We start from the raw sequence: 13,828 nt of genomic DNA, 5'->3' as shown, positions 1-13,828 counted from the left end.
GTCCGGTTGCTAGGGTCAATTAGTGGGGCCTTCGATGGCCTTGTCTCACGACGCCCGCTCAGTGCGTTCGAACCTGAGGCCCTGGATGGGCAGGTGCGCCTCAAATGATGCGACAGCGCAGGAAAGCGGCCCATCAACCGGAAGGGTACATGGCACCGCGACTCCGGGACTATGCAGCGATTTTCGCGGAAGACTGCCTTTTCTGGTTCATGGAGCTGCCGCGGACGATCCGCTGGACGGTGGCTTGCCTGATGATTGCTGCGGCAGTGTTTGCAGGAAATGCGATCACGGTTTCCGGATACCAGCACCGCCAGCACTATCGGGAACTTGTGGCCGCCGAACCCCATTTTTCCGCGACCTGGTACCAAGGACCTTGGAGGCCACGCGCGGGGCGCGAGCAATGGGTCGAAATCAGGGGACAGCGTGAGGAGCTCGCCATCCAGCTGGAGAGCAACCCGCTGCCGGCGCAGGGGGAACAGATCAAGGTAGTTCGCGATCCGGCGGATCACGAAATCGTTGTACCCGTCGACTTTGAAGTAGGTCCTTGGAATTCGGCTTGGGGCCGCCTAGCCGTCGTGCTGATGGGATTCGGCCTTCCGATCGTGTTGGCGGCAGGGCCTGTGTATCTGCTGCTGGCCGATGAATTCGGGCGCATGGCCAAGTTCGTTGATGTCAGGGTCGGCAAGATATTGCAGATGCCTCCCGGGACGGGGAAAAGACGCCGACCGTAGACCCACGGCTGTTCCCGATCGAGATTTCCGGTACCACGACCCGAAACCACGTGCGCGGCGTTGGATTCATTCGCGGTGCCGATCATATTCCGCGCGGGCCGGCAGTAGCCGGCAAACTAATTGCCGAGCGTATGAATCGCATGCGTCCCAAATCGTCGGCTCAACAAGGCCTGAGAAATTGGCCATATTCTGGTTACCCGGCATGAACTAGATGGCCGGGCTCAGGGAACGACCAAGGAAATAGACTGTGGGCAGACATAGCGGAGGGGAGCAAAGACCCTACGGAAACAAATCGGGGGAATTCGGAGATGAGTTTCTGCCGTTCCTTGCATGGTGGCACAAACACCTGTTCGAACCGATCGGGGATTTCTTTTCAGACGCCGCAGACCGTGTGTGGGGGATCAGGCGTTCGCGGCGCTGGCTCATCTGCGGGGCGTTGGGAGTCCTCACCCTCGTCATCGGCTGCCTGATTGTCGCGGCCACGGCGGAAGGCAACAAACGGGATTTCGCCATCATCACCACGCAAGTCGCAGACGAAGGCGTTCTCGTCGAGGAAGACTATGCGGCCTGCCGGATGGAGATCGACCTGCACGGGCAGCGCGTGGACGCGGGAACCTCGTGCAACACCAGCTCTTCATTCCCCGCGGGAACGAAGGTCTCCGTGGTCCGGGATCCGGAAGACTCCGAACGACGACTGGCGGTTTCTCCAGGGCAGGACTGGCACGAGGCAACTTCCGACGACATCTGGTTCGGCATCATTGCCAGTTCGGTGATTGCGCTCCTGGTTGTGTGGATCGGATACCACATACTGCTGCACCCGGACAGGCCCGAGTCCCCGCTGGACCAACAGCCCGCGGACCCTGCGGCTGGCGCGCCGGAACACCAGCCCAACGCCGCGGCGTCCGCGGCGTTGGATCGCTTCGGGAAATCCTGGGAGTCCAGGAAGGAAGCCGCGGGCAAGGGTTGGATCAATTTCGTCGACATGGACGTCCGGATCCGCGGAACGATCCTCGGTGCGCTGGTCATTGTCGTGACAGGGGCGTTCATGGTCCTTGGAGCCGGCATGAATGCAGACCTGGCCCACGACGAGACCTTGGCCAAGACCCAACCCATCGTGAACACCACGCTGATCGATTTCGGCGGCAAGGGCATGAACCCGGTGGTTCGCTTCGGCACGCAAGCCGTTGAACTCGACTATGGCTTGCGATGGGAAATCTTCCGCAACATCGGGGAGACGGTCCCCGTGGTCGAAGACCCTCATATCGCCGAACGGCTGATCCCGGCAGAGCTGGCGGACTCTCGTGGCCTGTTGGGGACGGTATTGGACAATGTGCCGATGATCATTCTCTGGATCGCAGTCGTCGGGTTCCTCGGGTGGATGCTGATTCCTCGCGAGCTTGCTGCTGTGGGCGAGGCATTCGACGTGTTCCTGCGCAGGGGTCGACCCAAGCCCCGCCACTGACCTTCGGGAATCTCAAGGGGAGATTCAAGGAGAACCGATCCACAGGAGCAGGGGGGAACGGCTTCGCGGCCTGGATCCGGTCGGGAACCCCGCTTCGACGGTCCGGCCGCCCCAAGGCCTGTGATGCGCGAAGTCCCAAGTGACGAGGGGCTTGAAAACGCCAACAGACTCACCGACGTCACAATGACGAAGGCCACCGAGCGACCCATACCCTGAATGTGGCCACATGAAATGAACCCGCCGCAATCCGGTCGGAGCGACAGGCGCAACCTTTGGGCAGACACGGCGAAGACGGTGCGATACCCGGCGACGGGTGGTGGAGATCGTTCATCCATGGGTTCCTGGCTCGCTTTCTCTGGTGCGTTCTGGCGTTGCTGGCGGTGCGGAACTACGTTCATGCGTTCATGAAACGCATCCAAAGCCGGTTGTGGCGCATCCGCCGTCCGTTGCGCTGGGTGATTTCCTGGGCACTCATGTGCCTGATGTTTTTCATACCCGTGGTAATTTCCAACGAGCTAAGCCGCATGCACGCTCGAGACGTGGCGATCGTGCGGACCCAGAACACGGAACAGGGGACGCTGCTCGCCGAAGACCCCCACGAGTGCAGCATGGGCATCGAGCTGCACGGGGAAACCGTCGATGCAGAGACCTCCTGCCACCTGGATTTTTCATTTCCCGTCGGCACCCCTGTTGTGGTGGTCCAAGACCCGGAAAGCCCCGAACGTTTCTTGGTGGTGGCCCCCGGGCAGGAATGGCAGGAGTACGGAGCCTTCGAAACCTGGTTCGGCATCGCCTTCGGCGCGGTTTTTGGCTTGATGGCCTTCTTGATCTGTTATCGCGTGCTCCTGTTGGACGACAGGCCCGCCGTTACGAAGCCCCGGCGCCCCACCACTTTGGCCGACGGCGCCCCGGGCCGGGCACGCAGGGAGGAGTCGCGCTCGCCGGTTTACCGAATGGAAAAATGGTGGGAATGGAAGAAGGCCGCACTGGTGCAATGGTGGACCGCGTTCATCGACACCGATGTCCGTGTTCGCGGCACCATCATGAGCGCCTGCGTCATCGCCCTGTCCCTGGGGTTCCTTGCCCTGAACCTGAGCATGAATGAGCATCTTGGCCGCGACCGGCAGATTGTCAACAACGGAACCACGGTGCAGGTGACACTGTTGGATTACGCGGACGACGGGAGGAATCCCTTTGTTCGCCACGAGACGGCGATGGTCGAGTTGGCATACCCACTGCGCGACGCCGGTTCCCACGAGCCGGGAGAAACGATCGCCGTGGTGGTGGATCCGATGGACCCTGAACGACTGATTCCCGCCGAGATCGCCGAAGAACCGGGCCCCATGGACAGGGCGTTGGACGCACTGCCCATGGTCCTTACCTGGCTTGTTGCCGTTGGCGTTCTTGCCGCGGCTCTGATTCCGAACGAGTTGGTGGCCGTCTGGCAGATGGTGGTCGATTTCGTCCGCAGGGACCGGCCCGAAACTGCGTGACCGCAGCCCATGATTGTGCTCGCCGACCACGTCACAAACCGATTTTGGACACGCCGGTGTGTCGGTCGAAAACGTTGTGTTCACCACACCTGCTCCAAAGGGAATGTCGCCAACCCCGGAACCGTTCTAGGATGTAATCAATCCCCGCACCGGCGTGAAAGGTCCACCGTGACTGAGTTCAACCCCTTTGCCTTTGAAGGCCTCACCTACGACGATGTCTTGCTGCTTCCTGGCCCGACGGATGTGATTCCTTCCGAGGCGGATACAACCACGCGCCTGACCAAGCGAATCAACATCAACATCCCGTTGATTTCCGCGGCGATGGACACCGTTACCGAGGCCCCGATGGCCATCGCACTGGCCCGCCAGGGCGGCATCGGCATCATCCACCGCAACCTGTCCATCGAGGACCAGGTCAAGCACGTGGACCAGGTCAAGCGCAGCGAGTCGGGCATGATCACCGACCCGGTCACCGTGAACCCGGGTGCAACCCTCGCCGAGTGGGACGACCTGTGCGCCCACTACCGCGTTTCCGGCCTGCCGGTCGTCGATGAGAACCGCAAGCTGCTGGGCATCATCACCAACCGCGACACGCGCTTTGTGCCGCGCGAAAACTACATGACCACCAAGGTCTACGAAGTCATGACGGCCATGCCGTTGATCACCGCCAAGGTCGGCGTCAGCCGCGAGGAAGTCATCGCGCTGCTGGGCAAGCACCGCATCGAGAAGCTCCCGCTGGTCGACGGCAACGACGTGCTGCAGGGCCTGATCACGGTCAAGGACTTCGACAAGGCAGAGCAGTACCCGCTGGCCACCAAGGACGAAGACGGCCGCCTGCGCGTCGGCGCAGCCGTCGGCTTCTTCGGCGAAGGCTACGACCGCGCCATGTCCCTGATCGACGCCGGCGTCGACGTGCTCGTTGTCGACACCGCCAACGGCCACTCCCAGGGCGTGCTGGACATGATCGCCCGCCTGAAGAAGGATCCGGCGGCGGCACACGTCGACGTCATCGGCGGCCAGGCTGCAACCCGCGAGGGCGCACAGGCACTGATCGACGCCGGCGCCGACGCCATCAAGGTCGGCGTGGGCCCGGGCTCCATCTGCACCACCCGCATCGTTGCAGGCGTTGGCGTACCCCAGGTCACCGCCATCTACGAGGCAGCCAAGGCAGCCATCCCGGCCGGCGTGCCGGTCATCGCCGACGGCGGCCTGCAGCACTCGGGCGACATCGGAAAGGCCCTGGTTGCAGGCGCTGACTCCGTCATGCTCGGTTCGCTGCTCGCCGGCACCGCCGAATCCCCGGGCGACCTGGTCTTCATGAACGGCAAGCAGTTCAAGGCCTACCGCGGCATGGGTTCGCTGGGCGCCATGGAAACCCGCGGCAAGAACACCTCCTACTCCAAGGACCGCTACTTCCAGTCGGACGTTCCGTCCAACGAGAAGCTCATCCCCGAGGGCATCGAAGGCCAGGTCCCGTACCGCGGCCCGCTGTCCGCAGTGGCACACCAGCTGGTCGGCGGCCTGCGCCAGACCATGTTCTATGTGGGCGGCCACAACATCGAAGAACTGAAGAACCGCGGCAAGTTCGTTCGCATCACGGCCGCGGGCCTGAAGGAATCGCACCCGCACGACATCATGATGACCGTCGAGGCCCCGAACTACCGTTCGCGCTAAGACTCAGTCCTCAACAAAGGCCTCGTTTCTTCCCCTTCCGGGGGACAAACGGGGCCTTTGGCCGTTTGCGGGCCCCTCCGTGGTGGCATTGCGCCGCCACGAGGTTTCCCCCTCCACGCGCTGCACGCAAGGCGTTGGCCCGGATGTCCGGGAGGAGGCGACGCAGCCGAGCGGGGCGAGGACCGTTTCCGGGCAGAGTGCCCTGCCACCGGTGACTGCGGGCAGGCCAAGGCCTATCATGGGGTCAAATGGTGGGTTGACGACGCCGCGACTCGCGGGAACCGGGCCCATCTGGTCAAGGAGTTGGCGATGAGCGACACCGAACAATCCATCAGTCGTTACACCACCGGGGACCTGCGCGAACGTCTCCACGCCGCGCTGAGGAGTGCCGGAAAGGAACCGGCGGTGTTGCAGCCGGCCGATCTGGGGGAAGCTGACCACTTCCACAGCGGAGGCAAGGCCGCCACCCTGGATGTCGCCCAGGCCGTGGGCATCGGGCTGGGCACCCGGGTGCTGGATGTGGGCAGCGGCATCGGCGGTCCCGCCAGGGCCTTCGCGACGCTCGGCGCCGTGGTGACGGGGGTCGATGTCACGAACGAGTTTGTGGTCCTGGCCCGGGAGCTGAACGCGGCGTGCGGCATGGCCGGTTCCATCACCATGGTCCAGGCGCCCGCGCAGAACACGGGGCTTCCCAGCGGCACCTTTGACGCGGCGACCATGATCCACGTGGGGATGAACATTGCCGACAAGGCCGCGGTGTTCGCGGAGGTGCACCGCCTGCTGCGGCCCGGGGGAGTGTTCGGGATCTACGACCTCATGGGAACCAACACGATCGACTACCCGATGCCCTGGGCCGACGAGGCGCAGAGTTCCTACGTGGAATCGGACGAGGCCTACCGAAACCAACTGCGCGCGGCAGGGTTCATCGTCACCGAGGACAACGACCGCAGCGCACTCGTGCTGAAGCTCATGGCCGAACAGGGCGGCTCCCCACGCGGAACCGCCTCACCGCTGGACGCCCCGATCCTGCTGGGCAGCGATCCCGCGGGCAGGATCGGCAACGCAGTCAAGGCCATGAAGTCCGGGGCCATCGCGCCGCGGCTGCTCGTCGCCGTCCGTCCGGTCTAGGCGCCGTCGAGCCGGCCGCGGCACCCGGCCGGCATCGGGCGGAAAACGGCAGGCAAGCATGATTTGAGGCTCCCACGTAGAATGTTGCAGTGGCGCTGCCCCCTGGCGTGCGGGAGAAACCCGCGCCCCCGCGCACGCAAGAAGGACAACACCATGGCTCAGCCTAAAAACTTGAAGAAGCTCACCCGCGACCGCATGGCCCGCACCGGTGAAAGCTACACCACTGCCCGCAAGCACATCCTCTCCGCCAAGCCCGGGCGCCCCGCCAATGCGCTGGAGGCCGCGGAGGCCGCCGCGCTGGCCGAGGAGGCCGAACTCCCCGAGTACCCGGCCCCGGACAACGTCACCCAGTACGACGCCGCCCTCTGGCACCGCGTGCTGACCCAGGCGGGGGTGACCCACCCGCTCACCAAGGAACCGATGTCCGAGGCGCTGCTGGCGGGCCTGGCCGGGGGCATCGGCTTCATGGTCTTCACCTTCCAGTACGAGGACGTCACCACCGCAACGGTCGTCACCCGCGCGCACCCGGAGCCCTACACCTCCAACCTGCTGGCCCGTTGCGGCGCCAAGGTCAACGAGCGCACCACCGGCAGTGCCCGCCTCGCCGCCGACTACCTGGATGCCGGGCTCGATGCCGGCCGCGCCGTGGTGGTGCGCGCCTCCGTCGCCGCCCTGCCGTGGGTCGACGGGGACGCCGTCGAGGAATCGGACTCCATCGACCTGGTCGTCGTCGGCGAACACGGGGACGACCTGCTGATCGACGACGGATCCGGCTCGCTGACCCCGATCAGCCCGGAGGACCTGGCCTTCGCCCGCGCCAAGCGCAAGAAGGACAAGCACTGGCAGGCCTGGATCCCGACCAGCACCGGCCCGAGCGCCGCCGCCCTTGCGGCAAGCGTCCGCGAGGCCGTCGCCCAGACCACCGGGCGCCTGCTGGGCACCCGCGAGCTAGAGGGCATCCCCGCACACTTCGCCAAGAACTTCGGCGTCGCCGGCATGGTCAACTGGGCCGAGCGCCTGCGCGACACCACCACCAAGAAGGGCTGGACACAGATCTTCGATGACCCGGCACGCCTGGAATCCGGCCTGAACCAGATCCTCGGCTTCCTCACGGACACCCGCTTCGGCGGCGTCGGCGCCCTGCGCGGACAGTACGCGGACTTCCTCACCGAGGCCGCCACGCTGCCGGGCCTCGAGCCGCTGGCCGCGCATGCGTCCGACTACGCGCACCTGGCCCAGGACTGGATCGTCTTCACGGACCTGATCGACCCGGACATTGCCGCGGCAGACCGCTCGGCCCACTTCGCCACGCTGGCCGACCAGCTCGAGGTCATTGCCCAGGCCGAGGAAGCCGCCGCCACCGCACTGGCGCAAACCCTGGCAGACCTCTCCTAGTCGAACCATCCCGACGGGGCTCTCCCGATCGACCTGTCCCGGGGGATGTTTCACCAGCGGGCGTGCCGCGCGACACCGGCACGCCCGCCGCGCACCCGGGCTGGTAGGCTGGTTCGGTGACTTATGAGATTGAAATCGGCCGCTCCAAGCGCGCAGCCCAGGCTTACTCCCTTGACGATGTGGCGATTGTTCCCAACCGTCGCACCCGTGACCCGCACGATGTATCGGTGAAGTGGCAGATCGACGCATACGCGTTCGAGACCCCCATCATCGGCGCACCCATGGACTCGGTCATGTCCCCGGCCACGGCGATCGCCCTGGGCAAGCTCGGCGGCCTCGGCGTGCTGAACCTCGAGGGCCTCTGGACCCGCTACGAGGACCCGACCAAGGTGCTCGAGGAAATCGCCGCGCTGAAGTCCGCCAACGGCGACTTCGACCCGGCCATCACCCGCCGCCTGCAGGAACTGTACTCGGCACCGATCCAGCCCGAGCTGATCACCGCCCGCCTCGCGGAAATCCGCGACGCCGGCGTGACGGTTGCCGGATCGCTGACCCCGCAGCGCACCCAGGAACACTACAAGACCGTCGTCGCCGCCGGCGTTGACATCTTCGTCATCCGCGGCACCACGGTCTCGGCCGAGCACGTGTCCAAGAACCACGAGCCGCTGAACCTCAAGCAGTTCATCTACGAGCTCGACGTCCCGGTCATCGTGGGCGGCGCGGCCGGATACACCCCGGCCCTGCACCTGATGCGCACCGGCGCAGCCGGCGTGCTGGTCGGCTTCGGCGGCGGCGCCTCCGGCACCACCCGCCGCGCGCTGGGCATCCACGCGCCGATGGCCACCGCCATCTCCAACGTCGCGGCCGCACGCCGCGACTACCTGGACGAGTCCGGCGGACGCTACGTGCACGTGATCGCCGACGGCGGCCTGGGCACCAGCGGCGACATCGTCAAGGCCATCGCCATGGGCGCCGACGCCGTGATGCTGGGCACCGCCCTGGCCCGCGCCGAGGAGGCACCGGGCGCCGGCTGGCACTGGGGCATGGAAGCCACCCACGAGAACAACCCCCGCGGGGACCGGGTCGATGTCGGCACCGTCGCGCCGCTGGAGCAGCTGCTCTTCGGCCCGTCGCACCACACCAACGGAACTTCCAACCTGGTAGGCGCGCTGCGCCGCTCGATGGCCACCACCGGCTACTCGGACCTGAAGGAATTCCAGCGCGTGGACGTCGTCGTTTCGCCCTACGAAGCCGACTAGCACCGGACCAATCTCACAGTCGAAGGCGACCGTGTTTCCGTTTCCCGCACCGCGGGCACGTGAAACCGGTCGCCTTTGCGTTTTCCGCCCCACGGTGACGCCCGACGACGCCCGACGACACTCCTGCGGCATCCCGACGGCCGCACCGGCGGAAAACCGGTGTCGCGACGCCCCGCCTCGTGTACGCTTCGACACATGTGAGCGTCGGCTCGGAACCCGCAAGGTCCCGCCTGCCGCACCCGTCCCCGCCCGCTTTCCCCTGAATCGATGCCCATGCCAACACCCCAGCCGCAGCACCCGGCGCCCGAGGCGCAGCCCGTCACCACCGCGGACCTGGTGGTCCTTGAACTCGACGCGCCAAATAGGGAGGCCGCCGTGGCGGCACTCGGCACCCGGCTGCTCGAGGCCGGGCGCATCGCGGACCTCGACGGGTTCCTGGCCGAGGTCGATCGCCGCGAGCACCAGCTGGCCACGGGCCTGCCCGGCGGGATCGGCATAGCCCACGCCCGCTCCGCGCACGCCACGGGCACCAGCATCGCCGTGGGCGTGGTTGCATTCGGCAAGGGCATCGACTTCGGCGCGCTGGACGGCGCCGCCCACGTGGTGCTGCTGCTGGCCACCCCCGCCTCCAGCTACTCGGAGCACCTGAACATGCTCGCGGCGCTGGCCCGGTCGCTGTCCAAGGACTCCTTCCGCACCTCGCTGCGCCGGGCCAACGACGCCGAGGTCATCGCCGAACTGGTCAATTCCACGATCGACTTCTCCACGGTCTGATCCGTCGGCCGGCACGCGCACCGCACGCGATCGCACGCCCCCGGTGTGGCGCATCTCGCGGCGAACGAACGGGCCGCCGGATTGGTTCCATTCGCTCTTGAACGCCCAACCGAAGTACGGTTGTAGGGTGCTGAAAACTGCCTTCAAACCCCGCTGGATCCTGTCCCTGGTCGGCGCCCTCCTGGTTGCCACGGGCTTTGTCCTGCTTAGCCAATGGCAGTTCAACCGTTCCGCCACCGAGGCGCCGCCCCCGGTGACCACCACGGAGAAGCCGGTCCCGCTGACCTCCCACCTCAAACCGACCGAGGTGCTGATGGCCTACAAGGCCGACCAGATGGTCACCGCCACCGGCCGCTTCCTGGACGGCAAGCAGATCCTGGTGAACAACCGCCTGGAAAACGGGCAGCTTGGCTACTGGGTTGTCGCGGCCTTCAAGGTCGACGGCGCGCCCGACGGAAACACCATCCCGGTGGTCCGCGGCTGGCAGCCCGATGAGACGGCCCCGTCCCCGGCCCCGACCGGCGAGCTTTCGCTGACCGGCCGCCTGCTGCCCACCGAGGCGCCCGTCTCCCGGGACCAGCGGAAGGCCAGCTTCGACTCCCTCTCGGTGGCCGAGCTCATCAACGTCTGGGACGTCCCCTCCTACAGCGGCTTCCTGGTTGCCGGCCCCGTCTCGGGTGCCGACGGCGTGGATTACTCGGCCGCGGCCACGGGCCTGACCCAGGTCACCGTCGGCCCGCAGCCGCAGGAGCGCCAGATCAACTGGCTGAACGTCTTCTACGGCATCGAATGGGTGGTCTTCGCCGGCTTCGCCGTTTTCCTCTGGTACCGGCTGGTGGCCGACGACTACCGCCGCGAGCAGGAGGACATTGCCGACGCCGCGGCCATCGCGGCTGGCCTGGACCCGGCCGCCGTCTACCGCGACGAGGTCAGGCTCAACGCCCTGGCCGCCGAGGCCGAACACGCCGGCTCCACCCAGACCGCCACCCACATTCCGACACCCACCCAGAACGAAAACAAGGACCAGAAGTGACTGAGCAAACCTCCACCCCCAAAGTGCGCCGCTTTGCCGGCACCCCGGCCCAGATCCGCAGCTCCGCAACCTTCTACAAGGTGCTGGCCTACGCCACCGGTGTGATGCTCCTGCTGCTCTGCGCCGAGATGGCCATCAAGTACTTCTTGCACCTTGAACTCTTCATCGGCGGCACCTTGCTCGACGGCAGCTCCAACGCCGTCGGCCTGGTCAACCGCGCGGACATCACCGACGGCTTCAACGTCTCCCTGGCGATCCTGATCGTCCACGGCTGGATGTACGTCATCTACCTGCTGGCCGACTTCCGCCTCTGGTCGCTGATGCGCTGGCCGTTCAGCCGTTTCATCACGATCGCACTGGGCGGCGTCGTCCCGCTGCTGTCCTTCTACATGGAAAAGAAGGTCCACGGCGAGGTCGAGCGCGAACTTGCCTCGCACCCGCAGGCTGCCAAGCGCTACTAAGCCCCTTCGCGGAGCCCCTTGCGGCGGCCCCGGCTTGAACCCACCTCGGTGGGCGCAGGCCGGGGCCGCCGTTTGCCTTTCCACTTCTCCCCACATCCGGTGTTTTCCGCTGCGCGCCGGGCCGCCGGTGGAGCACACTCTAGGACATGAGCGCACAGCCAGTGGCCCGCAGCGCGGGGCACACCAACATCGAGGCCCTCGGGCGGCACCTCGCCGCCGCGGTGCTCTCGCTGCGCGCCACCGTGGGTGAGCTTGCCGGGCTCAACCTGGACGCGGCTGCCAGTGCCACCGTCCGGGGCCTGCTGGAACAGGCCCACCGCTCGATCGCCTACGGCCAACTCCGCGCCACGTTCCAGGCGGATGCCTCACAGGTCCACCGGCTGGATCCCGACACGGCCTTGCGGATCGACACGCTGGCCGCGCACCCCGAGGGGCTGGCCGACGGCACCGCGCATGTCCCCGCGGAGGTCCTACGCCGGGGCATGGCCCCGCAACGGAACACCCAGGCCTACCTCCAAGCACACCTTCACATCTCCAGTGCGGAGGCACGGCGCAGGCTCGCCGGAGCCCGGCTGCTCATCGCCCCAGCACCGCCGAACCCTGCCGATCCCACGCCCCTTCCCGGGAACGCCAGTGAAGACCCCAGCTACCCGGTGCTGGCCGAGGCCGCGGCCGACGGCAGTGCCGATGTCGCGGCCCTGTCCCAGCTCGCCGGCCGGCTCGACGCCATGGCCCCGCGCATCGCCCCGCGGCCCGATGCCAAGCAGGTGACCACGGCCATCGAAGAGTCGCTGGTCAACGAGGCCCGCACCGGCGACCCCGGGGCCTGCCACAAGGCGCTGCAGGACTGGAAGGACTTCCTTTCCGATCACGGATCGGCCATCACCGATGAGGAAATCCTGGTCAGGCGGGGCCTGTTCTACCGCGGCTTCCACGACGGCTGCGACGAATTCCTGCTGCGCTGCGACCCCATCGACTCGGAGGTGATCCGCAGCTTCGGCGAGGCCTGGAGCAACCCCCGCTCCCAAAAGTCCCCGCCCCGCCCGGCCTCCGCGCAACCTCGGTCGATGCCCGCTCCGGCCATTCCGTACCCAACCACGCAGGGCGCGCCGCCGGAATCCGGCACGACGCCTGTTCCCGGTTCCACCGGAGTGCCGCTGGGGACCCCGATCCCCGAGTGGGCCATCGCCCCGGGAACCCCTGCCGACAGCATCCCGGTGAGCCAGCTCGAATGCGGCGCCCCGCCCCGGTACCTTGCCGCCAGCGGGCCTCCCGATCTTCCAAGCCCGGTCGAGAACCTGGCCGACGACCAGACCGACGACCGGATCGGCGACCGGACACTCGACCAGGTCGACGGTCGCACCACCCCGCAGCTGCTGCTCGACGCGGTGATCGGCGCCTGCGCCGGGGTGCTGGAGGGCAAGGACATCGGCCAATCCGGCAGCCTGCGCGTCCGCGTCGGGGTCACCATTGACTATCGCACGTTGCTCGGGCAACTCGAGGAGGCCGGCATGACGGACCACGGCCGCCCGGTCCCGGCACCCAGGATCCGCACCCTCGCCTGTAGCGGCGGCCTGCTGCCGGTGGTCTTGGGATCCAAGGGCGAGGTCCTGGACATGGGGCGGGAGGTGCGCGGCTTCACCGCGGCCCAGCACAAGGCGTTGGCGATCCGCGACCGCGGCTGTGTCGTCCCGGGCTGCCACCGCCCGGCGGCAACCAGCGAAGCCCACCACGTCTGGTCGTGGCTCGACGGTGGACCGACCGACGTCGGAAATGGCTGCATCATCTGCCAACACCACCACCTCGCGGTCCACGCCGGGCTCATCACCCTGCGCATGATCGACGGCATCCCGTACGTCATCGCCCGCGCCGGGGAACCCCGCGGCGACCCGGCGCGAAACCTGTTTTGGCATCCGGAGCTTCGCACCCATGGCTACACCGCGCCGCTGTTCACCTGACGGCCCGCCAGCAAGCGCGTGTGACTAGGCTTGATGCCATGAACATCGAACTGAGTCGCTTCCGGGTCCGCCCCGGCCAGATGCCCCTCGTCGAAGAATGGCTGGGGTTCCTGAACCAGAACATGGACGCCGTCCTCCAAACCCTCGACGGGGAGAACATGCTGGTGGAAACCATCTTCTGCGAACACCACGGCGGGGCCGACTACCTGTACTGGTTCAGCATCCAGGGGGAGGGAGGCACAGATGTGCGCAAATCCAAGCACTGGGTCGATGAAAAGCACCTCGAGTACTGGCGGGCCTGCATCGACGACTCCTACGCGCACGTCGACCTCGCGCCACGGGTCACAATGATCCCCGCACGCGTCATGGACACCCTCACGGCATCCGGGCAGCCGTCCGTCTAAGTAGCGTGCGTCACGCTTGGCCCGTTCGAGGTGCGAGTGGGCGTGTCGGGCGGCTA

The 13,828-nt window shown here is 66.6% G+C and carries 12 protein-coding genes; all 12 read left to right on the top strand.

From position 1 onward, the window contains the following. The first annotated feature begins 104 nt into the window (after positions 1–104). The 12 genes from ACFY5D_RS05735 (at position 105) to ACFY5D_RS05680 (ending at position 13,772) form a co-directional block, all read left to right on the top strand. Positions 105–731 (top strand): hypothetical protein, encoded by a 627-nt coding sequence (locus tag ACFY5D_RS05735; protein ID WP_387526250.1) that lies wholly within the window; start codon positions 105–107, stop codon positions 729–731. Positions 732–1,122: 391 nt separating this feature from the next. Beyond that, on the top strand, positions 1,123–2,193 hold the full coding sequence (locus ACFY5D_RS05730) for a hypothetical protein (RefSeq protein ID WP_387526247.1): 1,071 nt from the start codon (positions 1,123–1,125) through the stop codon (positions 2,191–2,193). 404 nt (positions 2,194–2,597) lie between these two features. Next, positions 2,598–3,686 carry a hypothetical protein gene (locus tag ACFY5D_RS05725; protein WP_387526245.1) on the top strand — a complete coding sequence of 363 codons (1,089 nt, stop codon included), beginning with the start codon at positions 2,598–2,600 and terminating at the stop codon, positions 3,684–3,686. A gap of 168 nt (positions 3,687–3,854) precedes the next feature. Further along, positions 3,855–5,360, top strand: coding sequence for an IMP dehydrogenase (guaB, locus tag ACFY5D_RS05720; RefSeq protein ID WP_387526242.1), 1,506 nt, complete (start codon positions 3,855–3,857; stop codon positions 5,358–5,360). 309 nt (positions 5,361–5,669) lie between these two features. After that, entirely contained in the window at positions 5,670–6,488 is an 819-nt protein-coding gene (locus ACFY5D_RS05715) for a class I SAM-dependent methyltransferase (protein ID WP_387526239.1), read from the top strand. Positions 6,489–6,641: 153 nt separating this feature from the next. Further along, the gene (locus ACFY5D_RS05710; RefSeq protein WP_387526236.1) at positions 6,642–7,883 is read left to right on the top strand and encodes a DUF4872 domain-containing protein; all 1,242 of its coding nucleotides are present in this window, start codon (positions 6,642–6,644) and stop codon (positions 7,881–7,883) included. A gap of 116 nt (positions 7,884–7,999) precedes the next feature. Then, on the top strand, positions 8,000–9,142 hold the full coding sequence (locus ACFY5D_RS05705) for a GuaB3 family IMP dehydrogenase-related protein (protein WP_387526233.1): 1,143 nt from the start codon (positions 8,000–8,002) through the stop codon (positions 9,140–9,142). Between the two features lie 273 nt (positions 9,143–9,415). Further along, the gene (locus ACFY5D_RS05700; protein WP_387526230.1) at positions 9,416–9,916 is read left to right on the top strand and encodes a PTS sugar transporter subunit IIA; all 501 of its coding nucleotides are present in this window, start codon (positions 9,416–9,418) and stop codon (positions 9,914–9,916) included. A 127-nt stretch (positions 9,917–10,043) separates the two neighbouring features. Then, entirely contained in the window at positions 10,044–10,949 is a 906-nt protein-coding gene (locus ACFY5D_RS05695) for an SURF1 family protein (RefSeq protein ID WP_387526228.1), read from the top strand. Further along, positions 10,946–11,410: a DUF3817 domain-containing protein gene (locus ACFY5D_RS05690; protein ID WP_387526225.1), complete on the top strand. Its 465-nt coding sequence runs from the start codon at positions 10,946–10,948 to the stop codon at positions 11,408–11,410. Before ACFY5D_RS05695 ends, ACFY5D_RS05690 begins: the two co-directional genes overlap by 4 nt. A gap of 146 nt (positions 11,411–11,556) precedes the next feature. Then, positions 11,557–13,368 carry a DUF222 domain-containing protein gene (locus tag ACFY5D_RS05685; RefSeq protein WP_387526222.1) on the top strand — a complete coding sequence of 604 codons (1,812 nt, stop codon included), beginning with the start codon at positions 11,557–11,559 and terminating at the stop codon, positions 13,366–13,368. A gap of 38 nt (positions 13,369–13,406) precedes the next feature. Beyond that, positions 13,407–13,772 (top strand): DUF6176 family protein, encoded by a 366-nt coding sequence (locus ACFY5D_RS05680; protein ID WP_387526219.1) that lies wholly within the window; start codon positions 13,407–13,409, stop codon positions 13,770–13,772. The last annotated feature ends 56 nt before the right edge of the window (positions 13,773–13,828 follow it).

This window comes from Paeniglutamicibacter sp. NPDC012692, assembly GCF_042901625.1.
In the GTDB taxonomy this organism is placed as follows: Bacteria; Actinomycetota; Actinomycetes; order Actinomycetales; family Micrococcaceae; genus Paeniglutamicibacter.
Note: the sequence above shows the minus strand (reverse complement) of the source record. Positions and strands in the feature narration are given on the sequence as shown.

Excerpts from the sequence above, each read along its gene's own strand:
- ACFY5D_RS05710 (WP_387526236.1), top strand. The coding sequence starts at position 6,642 with ATGGCTCAGCCTAAAAACTTGAAGAAGCTCACCCGCGACCGCATGGCC.
- ACFY5D_RS05735 (WP_387526250.1), top strand. The coding sequence starts at position 105 with ATGATGCGACAGCGCAGGAAAGCGGCCCATCAACCGGAAGGGTACATG.
- ACFY5D_RS05715 (WP_387526239.1), top strand. The coding sequence starts at position 5,670 with ATGAGCGACACCGAACAATCCATCAGTCGTTACACCACCGGGGACCTG.
- ACFY5D_RS05725 (WP_387526245.1), top strand. The coding sequence starts at position 2,598 with ATGAAACGCATCCAAAGCCGGTTGTGGCGCATCCGCCGTCCGTTGCGC.
- ACFY5D_RS05680 (WP_387526219.1), top strand. The coding sequence starts at position 13,407 with ATGAACATCGAACTGAGTCGCTTCCGGGTCCGCCCCGGCCAGATGCCC.
- ACFY5D_RS05685 (WP_387526222.1), top strand. The coding sequence starts at position 11,557 with ATGAGCGCACAGCCAGTGGCCCGCAGCGCGGGGCACACCAACATCGAG.
- ACFY5D_RS05700 (WP_387526230.1), top strand. The coding sequence starts at position 9,416 with ATGCCAACACCCCAGCCGCAGCACCCGGCGCCCGAGGCGCAGCCCGTC.